Origin of the sequence: uncultured Caulobacter sp., assembly GCF_937900395.1 — a bacterium.
Lineage (GTDB): Bacteria > Pseudomonadota > Alphaproteobacteria > Caulobacterales > Caulobacteraceae > Caulobacter.
Genome location: NZ_CALCDX010000193.1, coordinates 1 through 16,578 on the forward strand (window position 1 = coordinate 1; position 16,578 = coordinate 16,578).

14 protein-coding genes and 1 tRNA gene are annotated in these 16,578 nt (G+C 66.3%); 7 read left to right on the forward strand and 8 right to left on the reverse strand.

The window, feature by feature from the left end:
* Positions 1–270: 270 nt before the first annotated feature.
* Positions 271–741 (reverse strand): Holliday junction resolvase RuvX, encoded by a 471-nt coding sequence (ruvX, locus tag Q0379_RS16735; protein ID WP_299013994.1) that lies wholly within the window; start codon positions 739–741, stop codon positions 271–273.
* Positions 742–823: 82 nt separating this feature from the next.
* Here ruvX and gatC point away from each other — a divergent pair, with 82 nt between their 5' ends.
* Positions 824–1,111: an Asp-tRNA(Asn)/Glu-tRNA(Gln) amidotransferase subunit GatC gene (gatC, locus tag Q0379_RS16740; RefSeq protein ID WP_299013998.1), complete on the forward strand. Its 288-nt coding sequence runs from the start codon at positions 824–826 to the stop codon at positions 1,109–1,111.
* Positions 1,111–2,583, forward strand: coding sequence for an Asp-tRNA(Asn)/Glu-tRNA(Gln) amidotransferase subunit GatA (gene gatA, locus Q0379_RS16745; protein ID WP_299014001.1), 1,473 nt, complete (start codon positions 1,111–1,113; stop codon positions 2,581–2,583). Before gatC ends, gatA begins: the two co-directional genes overlap by 1 nt.
* Positions 2,584–2,643: 60 nt before the next feature.
* On the opposite strand, the gene Q0379_RS16750 is transcribed toward gatA, so the two are convergent.
* Positions 2,644–3,258 (reverse strand): hypothetical protein, encoded by a 615-nt coding sequence (locus tag Q0379_RS16750; RefSeq protein WP_299014004.1) that lies wholly within the window; start codon positions 3,256–3,258, stop codon positions 2,644–2,646.
* 240 nt (positions 3,259–3,498) lie between these two features.
* On the opposite strand from Q0379_RS16750, the gene gatB reads away from it, so the two are divergent.
* The gene (gatB, locus tag Q0379_RS16755) at positions 3,499–4,995 is read left to right on the forward strand and encodes an Asp-tRNA(Asn)/Glu-tRNA(Gln) amidotransferase subunit GatB (protein ID WP_299014006.1); all 1,497 of its coding nucleotides are present in this window, start codon (positions 3,499–3,501) and stop codon (positions 4,993–4,995) included.
* 76 nt (positions 4,996–5,071) lie between these two features.
* On the opposite strand, the gene Q0379_RS16760 is transcribed toward gatB, so the two are convergent.
* Together Q0379_RS16760 and Q0379_RS16765 are read right to left on the reverse strand one after the other, a co-directional pair.
* A complete protein-coding gene (locus Q0379_RS16760; protein WP_299014009.1) occupies positions 5,072–5,455 on the reverse strand; it encodes a hypothetical protein in 384 nt (127 codons plus the stop codon).
* A 190-nt stretch (positions 5,456–5,645) separates the two neighbouring features.
* Positions 5,646–6,113 carry an RcnB family protein gene (locus Q0379_RS16765; RefSeq protein WP_082769527.1) on the reverse strand — a complete coding sequence of 156 codons (468 nt, stop codon included), beginning with the start codon at positions 6,111–6,113 and terminating at the stop codon, positions 5,646–5,648.
* Between the two features lie 187 nt (positions 6,114–6,300).
* Here Q0379_RS16765 and Q0379_RS16770 point away from each other — a divergent pair, with 187 nt between their 5' ends.
* Positions 6,301–7,026 carry a glutathione S-transferase N-terminal domain-containing protein gene (locus tag Q0379_RS16770; RefSeq protein WP_299014020.1) on the forward strand — a complete coding sequence of 242 codons (726 nt, stop codon included), beginning with the start codon at positions 6,301–6,303 and terminating at the stop codon, positions 7,024–7,026.
* Positions 7,027–7,198: 172 nt separating this feature from the next.
* Positions 7,199–7,477, forward strand: a complete 279-nt coding sequence (locus tag Q0379_RS16775; RefSeq protein ID WP_013079866.1) for a sel1 repeat family protein — start codon at positions 7,199–7,201, stop codon at positions 7,475–7,477.
* 177 nt (positions 7,478–7,654) lie between these two features.
* Here Q0379_RS16775 and Q0379_RS16780 read toward each other — a convergent pair whose 3' ends face one another.
* Positions 7,655–9,169: an exopolysaccharide biosynthesis polyprenyl glycosylphosphotransferase gene (locus tag Q0379_RS16780; protein ID WP_299014025.1), complete on the reverse strand. Its 1,515-nt coding sequence runs from the start codon at positions 9,167–9,169 to the stop codon at positions 7,655–7,657.
* Between the two features lie 132 nt (positions 9,170–9,301).
* Between Q0379_RS16780 and Q0379_RS16785 the strand changes: the two genes are divergently transcribed.
* Positions 9,302–9,392, forward strand: a tRNA-Ser gene (locus Q0379_RS16785).
* A 313-nt stretch (positions 9,393–9,705) separates the two neighbouring features.
* On the forward strand, positions 9,706–13,068 hold the full coding sequence (locus Q0379_RS16790; RefSeq protein WP_299014028.1) for a carboxypeptidase regulatory-like domain-containing protein: 3,363 nt from the start codon (positions 9,706–9,708) through the stop codon (positions 13,066–13,068).
* Between the two features lie 80 nt (positions 13,069–13,148).
* Here the strand turns inward: Q0379_RS16790 and Q0379_RS16795 are convergent, their stop codons facing one another.
* From Q0379_RS16795 to Q0379_RS16805, 3 genes are all read right to left on the reverse strand, one after another.
* The gene (locus Q0379_RS16795) at positions 13,149–13,574 is read right to left on the reverse strand and encodes a hypothetical protein (protein ID WP_299014031.1); all 426 of its coding nucleotides are present in this window, start codon (positions 13,572–13,574) and stop codon (positions 13,149–13,151) included.
* A gap of 173 nt (positions 13,575–13,747) precedes the next feature.
* Complete coding sequence (locus Q0379_RS16800; protein ID WP_299014033.1) at positions 13,748–15,973, reverse strand: TonB-dependent receptor; 2,226 nt, start codon at positions 15,971–15,973, stop codon at positions 13,748–13,750.
* Between the two features lie 94 nt (positions 15,974–16,067).
* Positions 16,068–16,544, reverse strand: coding sequence for a DUF6702 family protein (locus Q0379_RS16805; RefSeq protein WP_299014036.1), 477 nt, complete (start codon positions 16,542–16,544; stop codon positions 16,068–16,070).
* Positions 16,545–16,578 lie beyond the last annotated feature (34 nt).

Sequence of the window (16,578 nt, forward strand, 5' to 3'; positions counted from 1 at the left end):
GCCACCTTCCCGGGACGCTGGCGGATAACGGTCGCGCGGAGCGTCGGGCTTCGTCGAAACGGTAACAACACACAGAACTCCGGACGTCGTCCGGCGCTCCGCGTCCCTTTCCAGACCTTCAGCGGGAGACCGCGTGAAGCTGAGGTCGCATGTCCGAGAGCGCCTCCTCCCTCCCCGGCGGGCGGGGGAGGAGGGCGGCCTCCTCCTCACCCGTGAAACGGGGGAGGTGGCGGATGCGAAGCATCGTGACGGAGGGGGCGCTCTTTAGGGTCAAAGCCCCCGCAGCCGCTCCAGAGCGCCCTGCAGGATCCAGCCGGCCGCCATCTTGTCCACGACCTCGGCCCGCCTCTTCCGGTTCACGTCATGCTCGTCGATCAGCACCCGCGTCACCGCCGCCGTCGACAGGCGCTCGTCCCAGAAGGTGATCGGCAGGTCCGGCTTGAGGCGCAGCAGGTTACGGCCCAGGGCTCGGTTGGACTGGCAGCGCACGCCTTCGGACCCATCCATGTTCATCGGCAAGCCGATGACGATGCCGACCGCGCCCCGGCTGTCCATCAGCTTGAACAGCGCCTCGGCGTCCTTGCTGAACTTGGTCTTTTCGATCAGGGCCAGCGGGCTGGCGACCGTGCGGGTGACGTCCGAGACGGCCACGCCGATGGTCTTCTCGCCGGGGTCCAGGCCCACGACGGGAGCGTATTGGGGCAGGGCGGCGGCGAAGTCTTCGATGTCGAGAACGGGCATGGCTCTCTTTATCAGGAGCCGCGCCGCTTGAAACCTCGCCCGCAGCCTAGTAACCGACGCGTTCGAATTTCAGGAGATCCCCATGGCCATTGACGCCGCCACGGTGCGGAAGGTCGCCCGGCTCGCCCGCATCGCCGAACCCGAAGAGCGCATCGAGGCCTTGGCTCAAGAGCTCAACGGCATCATGACCTGGATCGAGCAGCTGGCCGAGGTCGACACCGACGGCTGCGAGCCCCTGACCAGCGTCGTGGCCTCGGGCCTGCCGATGCGCGAGGACGTCGTGACCATGGGCGGCGACCCGGCCAAGGTGACCGCCAATGCGCCGAAGTCCGTCGGCAACTTCTTCGTCGTGCCGAAGGTGGTCGAATAATGAGCGGCCTCACGAACCTGACCCTGAAGGGCGCCGTCGACGGCCTGGCCAAGGGCGACTTCACCTCGGTCGAGCTGACCAAGGCGCACATCGAGGCGATCGAAGCCGCGCGCGGCCTGAACGCCTACATCCTGGAGACGCCTGAAAAGGCGCTGGACATGGCCGCCAAGTCCGACGCCCGCCGCGCGGCGGGCCAGGCCGGTCCGCTGGAAGGCGCGCCGCTGGGCGTGAAGGACCTCTTCTGCACCGAGGGCGTGCGCACCACGGCCTGCTCGAAGATCCTCGAGAACTTCGTGCCGACCTACGAGTCGACCGTGACCAGCCAGCTTTGGCGCGATGGCGCGGTGATGCTGGGCAAGCTGAACCTCGACCAGTTCGCCATGGGCTCGTCGAACGAGACCTCCTACTTCGGCCCGGTCACCAACCCCTGGCGCGCCCAGGGCTCGAACAAGGCCCTGACGCCCGGCGGCAGCTCCGGTGGTTCGGCCGCGGCGGTCGCCGCGGACCTGTGCCTGGGCGCCACGGCCACCGACACTGGCGGCTCGATCCGCCAGCCGGCCGCCTTCACCGGCACCGTCGGCATCAAGCCGACCTACGGTCGTTGCTCGCGCTGGGGCGTCGTCGCCTTCGCCAGCTCGTTGGACCAGGCCGGTCCGATCGCCAAGACCGTCGAGGACGCGGCCCTGCTGCTGACCTCGATGTCGGGCCACGACCCCAAGGACTCGACCAGCCTGGACGTGCCGGTTCCGGACTTCACCCAGTTCGTGGGCAAGTCGGTGAAGGGCCTGAAGATCGGCATTCCGAAGGAATACCGCGTCGACAACATGCCGGCCGAGATCGAGAAGCTCTGGCAGGACGGCATCGCCTGGCTGAAGGAGGCCGGCTGCGAGATCGTCGACATCAGCCTGCCGCACACCAAGTACGCCCTGCCGGCCTACTATATCGTGGCCCCGGCCGAGGCGTCGTCGAACCTCGCTCGCTACGACGGCATGCGCTACGGCCTGCGGGAAGAGGGCGCGACCCTGACCGAGATCTACGAGAACACGCGGGCCGCGGGCTTCGGCGACGAGGTCAAACGCCGCATCCTGATCGGCACCTACGTGCTCTCGCACGGCTATTACGACGCCTACTACCTGAAGGCCCTGAAGGTGCGTCGCCGCATCGCCGAGGACTTCGACAACGCCTGGACCAAGGTCGACGCGATCCTCACCCCGACCGCGCCCTCGGCGGCGTTCGGCCTGGGCGAGAACAGCAACGACCCGATCGCCATGTACCTGAACGACGTCTTCACGGTGACGACGAACCTGGCGGGCCTGCCGGGTCTCTCGCTGCCGGCTGGCTTGGACGCCAACGGCCTGCCGCTGGGTCTGCAGATCATCGGCAAGCCTCTGGACGAGGCGACGGTGTTTTCTGTCGCCGGGGCGGTCGAGAAGGCCGCCGGCTTCAAGGCCAAGGCCGAGAAGTGGTGGTGATGTAAAAAGGGCGGCTCCTCGCGGAGCCGCCCTTCTTCGTTCGGGGTGTGGGATCCCGAATTACATCGGATTGGTGGGCTCGGTCGCCGGGGCCGCCTGCGGAGCGGTCGGCGTCGGAACCACCAGCGGGGCCGGATCGGCGATCGCCGGAGCCGGGGCGGCGCTCACGGTCGGCGGCGCGGCCGGGACGGTGGCGCTGACATTGGCCGAGGCGCTGCCGGCGTCAGGCGCGCTGGCCTCGACCGGCGCGGCGCGGCGGGCGGCCGGGCGGGTCGGAGCGGTGGCGCGCGGCGTCGCCGTGCGGGCGACCGGAGCCGGAGCGGGCGTCTCGTTCGCGGCCACCTCGGTGGGCTGCGGGATTGGCGAGGGCGTCGCTTCCGGAGCCAGCGGCGCGGTCAGCGGCGCCGGGCTTTCGGCGGCGGCGACCTGCAGCGACTGCGGGTCGGTCGGGGCCTCGTTGCGATTGGCCGTCATGCCCCAGATCAGGGCTCCGGCGGCGACCGCCACGACAGGAACGCCGATTAGCAGCGGCAGGTTATTCGACGCCTTCTTCCTCGGCGTGCGAGCATAGACCGGCTGCGAAGGAAAGAGAGCCGAAGCATTCGAGTCCGTCGCGACGGCGGGTTCAGGAGCGTCGAAGTTCAGAGTAGGGCGGGTCGTGTAAGCGGTGGGCATTTCTACCTCCGTTCGTGAGCTGTTCGAGAAAATGAACGGCGCGAAAACTCAGCGGTTCCCTCGCCCCGCAATGGCGCCGGATTTGACGGATTCTCGCCTTATTCTGGAAAGTGGAAAAACGAACGCTTCAGCTCCCCGCCAGCACCTTCAAAGCCTTGCCGGCTTTTTGGTTTGAGAACATGCGCAGAGCGGCGTCCCGGAGCTTTTCCGGCCTAGGGCGCTTGATGTAGAGAGACGGCCATGACGCAAGAATCCAAACAGATCCAAGGCCGCACCGGCCCCTGGGAAATGGTCCTCGGTCTCGAGGTGCACGCTCAGGTCGCCAGCAAGTCCAAGCTCTTCTCCGGCGCCGCCGTCGGCTTCGGTGCGGGCCCGAACGAGCAGGTCAGCCTTGTGGACGCCGCCATGCCGGGCATGCTGCCGGTGCTGAACAAGTTCTGCGTCGAGCAAGCCGTGAAGACGGGCCTTGGCCTGAAGGCTCAGATCAATCTGAAGAGCCGCTTCGACCGCAAGAACTACTTCTATCCGGATCTGCCGCAGGGCTATCAGATCAGCCAGTTCGACCAGCCGATCGTCGGCGAGGGCGTGGTCACGGTCGAACGCGACGACGGCACGACCTTCGACGTGCGCATCGAGCGCCTGCATCTGGAGCAGGACGCCGGCAAGTCGCTGCACGACCAGGACCCCAACGCGACCTATGTCGACCTGAACCGTGCGGGCACGGCGCTGATGGAGATCGTCTCCAAGCCGGACATGCGCACCTCGGAAGAGGCGGCCGCCTACGTCAAGAAGCTGCGGACGATCCTCGTCTATCTCGGCACCTGCGACGGCGACATGGAGAAGGGCAACCTGCGCGCCGACGTGAACGTCTCGGTCTGCCGTCCCGGCGACTACGAGAAATTCCGCGCCACGGGTGACTTCAAGCACCTGGGCACGCGCTGCGAGATCAAGAACGTCAACTCTTACCGCTACATCCAGCAGGCCATCGAGTACGAAGCCCGTCGTCAGATCGAGATCCTCGAGGACGGCGGCAAGATCGACCAGGAAACCCGCCTGTTCGACCCGAACAAGGGCGAGACCCGCTCGATGCGGTCGAAGGAAGAGGCGCACGACTACCGCTACTTCCCCGATCCGGACCTGCTGCCGCTGGTGCTCGACTCGGCCTGGGTCAAGGAGATCGAGCAGACCCTGCCGGAGCTGCCGGACGCCAAGAAGGCGCGCCTGCAGAGCCAGTACGGCCTGTCGGCCTACGACGCCGGCGTGCTGATCATCGACGCCGACCGCGCCGACTACTTCGAGGCGGCCGCGAAGGGGCGCGACGCCAAGCTGGTGGCCAACTGGGTGACCAACGAGCTGCTGGCCAAGCTGTCGGCGGCCGGGACCTCGTTCACCGACTCGCCGCTGCCGTCTTCGGACATCGCCCAGCTGGTCGAGCTGATCGAGAACGGCACGATCTCGTCGAAGATCGCCAAGGAGGTCTTCGAGCACATGTGGAACGGCGAGGGCCGTCCCGCCGAGATCGTCGAGAAGCGCGGCCTCGTGCAGATCAACGACACCGGCGCGATCGAGAAGGCCATCGACGACCTGATCGCCGGCAATCCGGACAAGGCCGAGGCCGTGAAGGACAAGCCGCAGGCCCTAGGCTGGTTCGTTGGTCAGGTGATGAAGGCCACCGGCGGCAAGGCCAACCCCGCCACGGTCAACGAGCTGCTGCGCAAGAAGCTTGGCGTCGAATAGACGTCAGGCCGCTTCCAAAATGACGAGGGCCCGCGGCGAAAACCGCGGGCCCTTCTTCGTTGATGCGAACGGCTTTTTATTGCGGCGTCGTGGTCTGAGGCGCCGTCGTTCCAGCCGCCGACGGGGCGCTTGGATTGGCCGTCGTGTCGCCACGGTGGTCCTTGTGCTTCTTGGCCTTCTTGGTCGTCTTTTCACCCGTCATCGCGGACTGGTCGCCAGTCATGGGCGCGGTTGCCGAGGTCGGGGCGCCGGCGCTGTCGGCCGGAGCGGCTGTCTCGGGAGAAGTCTGGCTCGTGGTTCCCGTCTGGGCGGCGGGGTCGTTGGTCGGCGCGGGCGTCGACGTCATCGGCGACGGGTTTGCGGGCGAGGTTTGGGGGAGGGTGGCTTGCGCCATGGCCGAGCCGGCGAAGGCGGCGGCGGCCAGGGCGACGGCGGCGGTGGTGATACGCGAGGTCTTCATGGTCTCGAACCTGTTTCGGCGGCGTCGGGTTGTGACGCACCGTTCACGCTGAGGGGGCAATGCGGTCGAAATGACTTCGCAATCAGGCCATTGCGCCCCATACGCGGCAAGGTTGCGGCGCGCGTGACCGCAAAACGGCGTCCCGAGGCATAGCCAGGACGCCGCTCTTTGGAGCTAAGACTCGTCAGGTCTAGCGATTGGCGATGACGTCGAAGATCAGGCCCGTGGCGATGGCCGCGAGCACGTAGTCATTGCCCGTGCGGTACCAATAGTAACCGCGAGGCGGGGGGCGCAGGTGGTAGCGATAGTAGTCGTTCACGACATAACCCCGGCCGCGATAGTACGACGGAAGATAGGCGCCGCGCCGCCAGGCCTCATAGCCCGGTCGATAGCCTGGGCGTCCGTAGTAGGCGACCGGCGGCGGGCCGTAGTGCCAGCGGCTGTTGTAGTAGTAGCCATTGTGGCGACCGTGGTCCCAACGATCGCGGCGATCCCAGCCGTTATGACGGCCGTTGTCCCAGCGGCCGCGATCACGATCCCATTCACGGTCGCGATGGTCCCAGCGACCGCGGTCCTGGGCGCTGGCGTCGGTCGCCGACAGGGCCATCGGACCGGCCACCGAGGCCACGGCGGCGATCGTGAGCAGCAGACGTTTCATGTCGTCTTCTCCTATGGACGGCGGCCGAAACCGCCGAGAGGTTCCCTCGACCTTTGAACGCATGATCGGGGCCGGCGACTGAACCTGGCCTGAACGCGGCCGACAGCTATGACGAAGGGGAGGTCTTGGCGGCCGGCTGCGGCGCCGCCATGGTCTTGGGACGCCGACAACGAGACGGAGGAAACCGATGACCCAACCGATCGCGCTCTATTACTGGCCGACGCCCAATGGCTGGAAAGTCTCGATCGCCCTGGAGGAGATGGGTCTGCCGTATGAGATGATCCCGGTGAACATCGGGACGGGCGAGCAGTTCAAGCCTGACTTCCTGGCGATCAGCCCGAACAACCGGATGCCGGCTATCGTCGATCCCGACGGGCCCGACGGCCAACCGATTTCGATCTTCGAGTCTGGCGCGATCCTGCAGTACCTGGCGCGCAAGACCGGCCAATTCTATGGCGCGACCGAGCGGGATCGGGTCGCGATCGACCAGTGGGTGATGTGGCAGATGGCGGGGCTTGGCCCGATGGCTGGCCAGACCCACCACTTTCGCCAGTACGCGCCGGCGATCATCGCCGACCAGCGCCAGATCGCCTACGGCGTGGTCCGCTACACCAACGAGACCCATCGTCTCTACGGCGTGTTGAACAAGCAGCTGGAGGGACGCGATTTCATCTGCGGCGATCTGTCCATCGCCGACTTCATGGTCTGGCCCTGGATCGTTCCCTGGAAGAACCAGGGCATTATCCTGGATGAGTTCCCCAATTTGAGGAGCTGGTTCGAGCGGGTTGGCGCGCGGGATGCCGTCCAGAAGGGCTTCAAGCTGGGCGCGGAGCTGCGGTCGCAAGGCCTTCAAGCCTCAGGAAAAGCGGCCGAAGAGGCGCGAAAGGTGCTGTTCGGACAGCGCGCGCGTTAAGGCGGCGTATACTATCATTTACAGCCAGTAATAGGGCTGAGCGGCTAGTATACATTTCGTCGCATTCATCACGTCAGCGCGATTAACTATATGTTCAGTCGCGCTGGACTTTCCTCCATTCGTGCTCTGATCCGGCAGAACGCCGTGGTGAGCCTAAGAAAGGAGATGAGCCATGATGTTGATGAATGAACCGCCGGCCGTCGTCGCCACCCTGCCGCTGCCCACCGCCGAGTCCACCGGCGACGAGCTGTTCCGCATGGGCCTGCTGTATTCGACCGGTCAGGGCGGCGCGCCGCTGGACTATGTCTCGGCCCACATGCTGTTCAACCTGGCCGCCATGCGCGGTTCGGTCGAAGCCAAGCTCTACCGCAAGGAGCTGGCGCAGGAGATGGCTAGCGAAGACGTCGCCGAGGCTCAGCGCCAGGCGCGCGAATGGCTCGCCCACGGCTGAGCCCGGGTCTCCGGCTCTCCTGATTCCTTGTCCGTAGTCGCCTGAAGCGGGCGCCGCATTCCGCGGCCGCCTGTTGCTTAGGCCCGCTCCCTTGCGGGGGCGCCCCTTAAGCCTGGCCCGGGGACAGGGGCTTTTCCGGTCGCATCCTCACGCGCCGAGCCTAGCTTGATCCGCCGCCTAGCGCACCGCCGAGCGGTCGCCCAGCAGGCATGGCACGGTCATCAGGATGATGTAGAGATCCAGCCAGAACGACTGACGCTCGATATATTCGACGTCCAGCGCCACCCGGCGTCGCACGCATTCGGGCGTGTCGACGGGCCCCCGCGAGCCCTTGATCGCCGCCCAGCCCGTGAGGCCGGGCTTCATGCGATGGCGATGAGCGTATTCGGCGACCAGCTTGGCGGACTCGACGCCAGCTGTCTTCATCCCGACCGCATGGGGGCGAGGCCCCACGATCGACATCTCACCGCGCAGGACGTTGAACAGCTGAGGCAGCTCGTCCAGGCTGGTCTTGCGGATGAAGCGCCCGACGCGGGTCACCCGGTCGTCGCCGGCGCGAATTTGGCGCGCGGCTTGCGCGTCCGCCGCCTCATGGCGCATCGAACGGAACTTCCAGACCAGGAATTCCTCGTTGTTGAAGCCGTGACGGCGCTGGCGGAAGAAGATCGGGCCCGGACTGTCCAGCTTCACGGCGAGCGCTGTCGCCAGCATCACCGGCCCGGCCGCGACCAGGCCCAGCGTCGCGAGGGTCAGATCCATGGCTCTCTTGGCGACGATGCGACCGCGGAGATCGCGCCAGCCCGATAGCGAATGCTCTACGCCCATGGCGATCCGCGCCAGGGTCGCGTCATCCTCGTCGGGCGTTCCTCCGTCCACGAACAGATTCAGAGGGTGGGGCAGGACGCCCAGCTTCTCGGATAGCTCGCGGACGCGCGTCTCGGCGCTGGCGGTGATGGCGATGACCACCCGGTCGATGTAAGGTGTGAGCCGATGATGGAGCAGGGCGTCAGTGTCGCCTAGCAGCGGCACGCCCAAGATGTTTACGGGCGCGCGACGCAAGCGATCATCAAACAGGCCCAGCACATTCACTTCGCCGGTGCGCATCGCCGTCTCGATCAAGCGCTGAGCATTGGCCGTGGCGCCGACGACGACCACGTTCGGCGTCAGCAGGCCTTGGCGACGCGCATGGTCGATAAGCTTCCACCACACCCCATGCAGAGCCACCAGCAAGGCGCTTGCAGCCAGCAGGGGGAGCGCTGAGCGCGCGTCCATGGGATTGAAGATCAAGGAGGCGAGGGCGGCGGAAATCGCCGCAACAGTCAGAGCCTTGCCCACATGGCTTAGATGGCGCGCCAGACTTTGTTTGCGCGGAAAGGCGTAGGCTCCGAATACGCGCATCGCGATAGGAACCGCGAGCGTCCAGGCCGCGCCCGTCAGAAGATCTCGGCCTAAGGTGACGTGCGCGGCCATCAGCACGGCGATGGCGACGTCCACGACGCGAAACGCCCGCGCGAGCCAGCGCGCATCCATCCGCGAGCGCGACGGCAGCAGTTTTCCAGGGCGCAGCGACGGTTGCCGCCGCCGCTCGCCGCGCGTGGCGTTCTCTTGGTCGACCCGCGCCAAAACGTCTCCTGAGGCGTTGAACGCGACGGCCGAGGCGCGCGTGGAATTGGGCTCTGGAATAGGCTGCATGGCGACCGATGTTCGGAAAACACCGTTCAATGTAATGGAGGCTTCTAAGTGCGACGTTAACACGCACATTTTTGGCATTGACGCCGTTGTCATGTCGCACCGAACAGGCTATCGAACCGCTCCCTCTCAGGAGGAGACGTGGCCGAGAGGCTGAAGGCACCGCTTTGCTAAAGCGGCATACCTCAAAAGGGTATCGAGGGTTCGAATCCCTCCGTCTCCGCCATTCCCGGCCTGTGTGGCGCGAGCCCTCCGCATAATCGCCCGTCTGGCCGAATGACGTTCGGCGGTCTCCGTCCCACGAACGCCTGCCGCGACGCCTTCAGGCAAGCGCGGCGAATCGCGGAGCCAAGTAAGGCTTTTCTTCATAGCGCCTAAAGGACGTGCGGCGGCTCGTCCTGGCCGACCAAATCCCGTGCAAGGTTTCGTTATCGGCCACGGTCTTCGTCCGGACCGCGATCCTTGTCTTTCTGCTGTCGCGCAAGCGGAGCAATTCTCCCCATCGGGTTGGCGCAGGTTTGCGGCAAGGGGAAAATCGGATGTCGATAAAGCGATTGGCGGCGGGGGCCGCTCTTGGCGTTATGGCCGTGGCTATGGCGGGCGCGGTGTACGCCCAGGAGACCACGGCGTCCCTGCACGGGCAGGTCACCAACAACGGCGCGGCGGTCGCCAACGCCAGCGTCACGGTCGTGCACAAGCCTTCGGGCACCCGCAGCACGACCGTGACCGGCGCCAGCGGCGCCTTCGACGCGCGCGGACTACGCGTTGGTGGGCCGTACACGGTGACGGTCACCGCGCCCGGCGGCGGATCCAAGATTTTCAACGATCTCTTCCTCAGCCTGGGCAAGACCACCGATCTGGGCGTGGAGCTGGGCGACAGCGCCGAGGTCGAGTCCATCGTGGTGTCGGCCGCCAGCCGCGCCAATAACGACCAGGGCCCCAAGACCGTCCTGAACCGCGACGATCTGAATTCCGTCGTCGCCGTCACCCGCGACCCGCGCGATTTCGCGCGCCGCGACATCCTGGTCGCTCAGGACCTGTCCGGCGGCCGCGCCGGCACCAACGCCGGCGGCATCTCGATCGCGGGGTCGAATCCGCGTCTGAACCGCCTGACGGTCGACGGCGTCTCGGCGCAGGACAATTTCGGCCTCGCCCAAGGCGGGATGAGCACCGCGCGCGGCCCGGTCACGCTGGACGCCGTGGAGCAGTTCGCCGTCGCCGCCGTGCCGACCGATGTCGAGAACGGCGACTTCGTGGGCGGCGCCCTGAACCTGGTGCTGCGCTCGGGCGGCAACAGCTTCCATGGCGTGCTGTTCGACAACTATCTGAACGAAGGCATGGTCGGTCGCCACTACAGCGACACCCGCGTGCCGCAGACCATCAGCCAGAAGAACTACGGCGGGTTCCTGTCGGGTCCGATCATCAAGGACAAGCTGTTCTTCGCCGTCAGCTACGAGAACTACAAGACCCTGGACACCACCCAGTTCGGCGCGCCGGGCTCTGGCGCGGTCAACATCTTCACGAACAACCTGACGCAGGCGACGATCGATTCGATCGTCAACACGTACAACACCGGCTACGCCAGCAAGTACAGCCTAGGCGGCATCCCGCTGACCGCGCCGGTCACCGACAAGAAGTACTCGGCCAAGATCGACTGGAACATCAGCGACAAACACCGCGCCAGCCTGACCTATCGCTATGCCGAGAGCAGCTCGCTGCAGCGGACCGACCTGGGCGCCGGCGTCGCGGCGCTGTACTCGCACTGGTACAAGCAGGAGAACAGCGACGAAGCCACGACGCTGGAAATCCACTCCAACTGGACCGACAAGCTCGCCACCACCCTGAAGGCGACCTATCGCGACTACCGCAACGGCCAGAACCCGCCTGGCGGTCAGAACTTCTCGGACGTGCGCGTCTGCACCGCGCCCAGCTCCGACGCCACCCTGACCAGCTGCGCCGCGGGGTTCTCGCAGGTCTATTTCGGTCCCGACCAGTTCCGCCACGCCAACGCCCTGGACGAGCAGGAGACGCGCTACCAGGCCGTCGCCGAATACAGCTGGCGTGAAAATCGCTTCAAGATCGGCGCCCAGGCCCGCAAGGCCGACGTGTTCGACGTCTTCGTTCCGAACTCGCGCGGCCAGTACTACTTCGACTCGCTCGCCGACTATCAGGCGGGCAAGGCCAGCCAACTGATCTACGCCAACTCCGTCACCGGCAAGGCGAACGACGCGGCCTTCAACAGCACCTACTGGACCTATTCCGGCTTCGCCCAGGACACGCTGGACGTCACCGACAACCTGCAGGTCACGGCCGGCGTCCGCTTCGACTGGTACGACCAGCCGGACCGTCCGATCCTGAACCCGAACTTCACGGCCCGGAACGGCTTCAGCAACCAGAAGACCATCGACGGCCTCTACGTCTTCATGCCCCGCCTGTCGGTGGACTGGAAGGCGACCGACAGCCTGCGGTTCACGGGCGGCTTTGGCCTGTTCGCCGGCGGTTCGCCAGACGTCCTGACGGGGATCTCGTTCTACAATACCGGCTACGCCACCAGCCAGGTTACTATCCAGCGCACCGCCTCCGGAACCTTCACCGAGACGGGCGGCACGCCGGGCTTCACCCAGGCGATCGGCGCTGCCGCGCTGAACAATCTGAACACCGATTCCAACTTCGGCCTGGCCGTCCCGCAAGTGGTGCAACAGCTGCAGCAGGGCACGTTGACGGGCTCGGTGACCATTCCGCCGCTCAGCGAAGCGATCGCCCTGTCGCCCAGCTTCGAGATGCCCGGCCAATGGAAGCTGTACCTGTCGGGCGAATGGCGGGGTTCAGGCAAGTGGACCGAGGGGGTGACCGCCACGGCGAACTTCATCGCCACTCAGTCCAAGAACGAGCTGACCTATTACGACAGCCGCGCCCAGCCGCTGATCATCGACGGGAAGCAGCAGTTCCTGCCGGACGGTCGCATCCGCTACGACGGCTTGGCCGCCACGACGCTCGGCAAGGGCTCGACGAACCTCGGCTCCAACCGCGACGTGATCGTCACGAACACGGACAAGGGCGAAAGCTGGACCGCCAGCTTCCAGGTCGGCAAGCGCTTCGACTGGGGCGGCGACGTCTCGCTGGGCTATGCGCGCCAGCACATGAACGACGTCAACGCGGGCCTGTTCTTTGGCACGACGGCTGGCTCGCTGTACGGCGGCGTGGCCGCGGGCATGGATCCGAACCGCGACTATCTTGGCCGGTCGGTCTACGAGATCAAGAACCGCTTCAAGGCCGAGTTCAGCTATCGCAAGAAGTTCTTCGGCGATAACGAGACCCGCGTGACGCTCTTCGCCGAGCGCCAGGACGGCCGTCCGTTCGGCTTCTACATGCAAGACCGCCAGTCGGGCCGCAGCCCGGTGTTCGGCGTCAACCGCACGGCGCAGATGTTGTACGTGCCGGACATGAGCGGCAATGGCGGCGCGACCGGCCTGGACTACGGCCTGGTCACCTTCGCCACGCCGAACGACGCGGCGCTGTTCAAGAAGTACGTGACGCAGTTCAACCTGCCGACCGGCCTGATCGAGAAGAACTCCAACACCAACGCGCCGGTGAACCGCCTGGACGCCCAGTTTAGCCAGGAGCTCCCGACCCTGATCAACGGCCACAAGCTGAAGGTCCAGGTCGATGTCCGAAACCTGCTGAACCTGATCAACCGCGACTGGGGCTTGGTGTCGGAATACGGCGACATCAACACCCTGGCTCGGGTCGACTGCCTGAAGGAGGGCAACGCCCTGGCGACGTCCAGCGATTCCCCTTGCCTTCGCTATCGCTACTCCAGCGTCCCGACCTCGGTGACCAAGACCCGCAACACGGGTCTGTCGCTCTGGTACATGCAGGTCTCGCTGCGGTACGAGTTCTAGGCTGCTGCAAGCGGATCGAAGGCCTGCCCTGGCCTTCGATCCCACGCCGCCGCCGCGGTCCTGGCCGCGGCGGTTTTCGTTCACGCCCCGCGTCGCTCGAAGGCCTGCAGCGTCTTCATCATGCGCTGGACCTTGGCTTGCGTGCGCCGCGCGGCGTCCCGGCGCTCGGGGGCGTTGTCGGCGGCTTCCGGGACGATGAAGCCATTGCGGCCGCGCCTGACGATCTGTCCGTTGGTCTCTAGCGCCACGAAGCGGCGTCGCACGGTTTCGTAGGGCTGACCTAACGACTGGGCGACTTGGCGGATCGTGAGGGGGCGACGCTCCCGGTCCGGCGGGGCCTTGTCCAGCGTTGCGAACTGCTCTGCCGGCAGGTGGGCGCAGTTGCCCGAACTCAGCGCGGCCAGCACAAGCACCGAAAGCAGATCGCCGTCATGGGCCTGGAGGCCCGCGATCAGGTGATCGAGCAGGAACTCCGTCGCCACGCGCGCCGCGGCGGCCGCGGGCAAACGGCTCTCGGCCGCCAGGACGGCGGGCGAGGGCGCGTGCGTTGCGGCTAAGCTTGTCATGCCCCATGCAGAAGGCCGACGGGGCGACAAAGGCGATAGGGCAGGTTGTCGCAGCCTACGCGGTTTCGGGACCCGCTTGACGGCCGGCGAGGTTCGCCAGCCGCCGCTTGGCTCTACATCGGGCCAACGCCGCCCGGAGTGGTCTGGAAGTCGAAGGCCGGCTCGCGCGGACGACGGGGATTGGCCGGACCCTGGCCGCCGAAGCCATAGGTTATGCCGACAAAGACCGCCCTCAGGTCGAGGTCCATGGCCCGGCGCTCCTTCAGGGCGGTCGTCTGGATGACCAGCTTGTCGCCGAAGGTCTTCAGCGCGTCCTGCACCGTGATCACGCCCGACAGGCGATCGTTGAACTTGTGGCGGTAGCCGAGGTTCAGCATGCCGGTCGGCTCGCGGTAACCTTGCGGCGTCAAGCGCTTGCCGATCGCGAAGCCGCTGATCTGCAGGAAGTCCTCGGGCGTGGCCTGGATGTTCAGGGCCGCATAGCCCGAAACCGTCCAGGTCGAGCGTTTGTCGGGGAAGCCCAGATCCGTGGCGCCGATCTCGTTCCAGGCGGCGTTGCCGCTGATCGTATAAGACACCTTGGGCGTCAGGCGGGCGTTGGCGACCAGCTCAAGGCCGCCGCTGCGGCTCTTGGCGAGGTTGGCCTTGGTCGTCAGCAGGGCGCCGCCGGGCAGCTCGCGGACCACGTCGGTGACGCCGTCGCGGGCCTGGCGCCAATAGAGCGTGGCCAGATAGTAGTTGAAGCCCTTGCGCCGCTGGTAGGCGACCTCGAAAGAGTCCGTCACCTGCGGCTTCAGGCGCGGGTCGCCTTGGCGGTAGTTATAGGGGTCCTGATAGATCCGGTAAGGGTTCAGGTCCTGGGCGCTTGGCCGCTGGATGCGACGGCTGTAGCTGGCGTTGACCTGGCGCGTGTCGTCGATCTTGTACTGCGCATGCAGCGACGGATAGGCGCGCAGGTAGTCGTTGGAGTCCTTCAGGCTGGAGGTCACCTGGTTGGTGTCGATCTGGACCTCTTCCACGCGCAGGCCCGGCATCACCGTCCAGTCGCCGATCGCGCGGCTGTAGGTGGCGTAGAGGGCGTTGATCGCCTGCTTGTACTTGAACTGGTTGGTCAGGGCCGGATCGGTCGTCAGGGATCCGCCCAGCGGGCCGCGGGCCCCGAAGTTGTCGTAGTCGTTGTCGTCCACCTGCAGCTCATAGCCGGCGACCAGCTTGGCGCCGCCGGGCAGGGGGCGCTTGTACTCGGCCTTCAGGCGGCCCTGGATCAGCTCGTCGCCAACCCGAACGCGTTCGGCGTAGCTTGAGACAACCGGCAGCTGGTTGAAGCCGTCCGACACGGTGGTCTGGCGGTCGCGGGTGCGCTCCAGGCTGGCGTGGACCGTGAGCTCGTGATCCTCGCCGGAAAGCTTGCGGCGCAGGTCGCCCGACAGACCGGCCACCGACCGCTTCATTTCGCCGTCGCCGCGCCGCTGATACCGGACGAGAGGTGCGCCGCTCGGCGTACGGCCGTCGTAGTCCGAGCCGGACTTGGACTTGTAGCTCATGTCGTTGTAGCGAGCCTCGGCGCTGAGCCGGGTCTTCTTATCGAGGTCGTAGTCGACGCCGGCGCGGGCGTTGTGCGACAGGCCGCGGCTGACGAAGCCGATCTGCTGATGGCTGGGCGAATACTTGCCAGTGGCTGTGTCCAGGCGCTCTCGGTCGTCGACGATCTGGCCCTTGGCCTTGTCGCGACGGATGCCGGCGTCGGCCGATAGGGTCAGGGCCTTGGTGTTGCGCGCCAGGCTGATGCTGGCGTTCTTGCGGCCTTCCGTGCCGAAGTTGCCGCGAACCGAACCGGTGGTCCCGACGCCGCGCTGCTGCTTGGTGATCAGGTTGATGACGCCCGCCGAGCCTTCGGGGCTGAAGGCGGCCGAGGGATTGGTCATCACCTCGACCCGCTCGAACTGGCTGGCGGGGATCTGCTGCAGGACCTGGCCGCGGTTGTCGCCCTTGAACATACCCGACGGCTTGCCGTCGATCATGATGGTGACGTTGGAGTCGCCGCGCAGGCTGACATTGCCCTGCACGTCGACCTGCACCGACGGCACGTTGCGCAGAACGTCGGCGACCGAGCCCGTGGTCGCCTGGAGGTCCTTGCCCAGGCTGTAGCTGCGTCGGTCGATCGAGGTCTTGATGTCTTGGCTGGATGGGGCGGTGATGGTCACGCCCTGCACCTGGGTCGACGGCTCCTTCTTCGCCGGAGGCGGAGAGGCGGTCGGCGTCTGGGCGTAGGCGTTGGCGCTGAACGCGACCAGGCCCGTGGCGGCCAACAGGGCGGCGCGGCGGGTCGTGAATGTCATGGAAGGTCTCCTCTGTCGCGAGGAACCTGCCAGGACGACTCAAAGCGTTGCAGTGCCTGGGGTCACGCGCTTGAGGTGACGTTTGTCATGTCGGTCAGTGAGCGACCGCGTCCAAGGTCTGTGGCGTGGCGGCGTCTGGCCCATTGAAGATCAGAGTGCGCGTAACGCCCAGGCGCCGGATGTTCACCTGGTTGACCTGATCGCCGTAGACGTCGCCGAACATGGCGGCTTGCACAGTGATATCCCCCGAGACGGCGGCGGGCGGAATCCTGCCGACATATTCGAGACGGACCTCGTCGGCGCCGAGGGTCATGTCCTTGAGCGTGAGCGCGATGGGCGCGCCTGCCGCGGCCACCGTGAAATGCGTGGCCATGTAGCCTTTCAACGCTTCGATCGCGTCTGGATCGTCGAGGCTGGCCTGGGCTTCGGGCGCGATCAAGGCCAGCGCCGGTTCCGCGTCGTGAGCCGGGATGCGGTGGCTGACCAGAACGGCGCCGGTCTTGCCGTCGATCTCCACGACGCTGAGCGCGCCGTGGCCGCGGTGCGCGGCCGCCGGAAGCGGGGCGAGCACGAGACCCGCCACCGCTAGGAGAACGGCCGCGCGC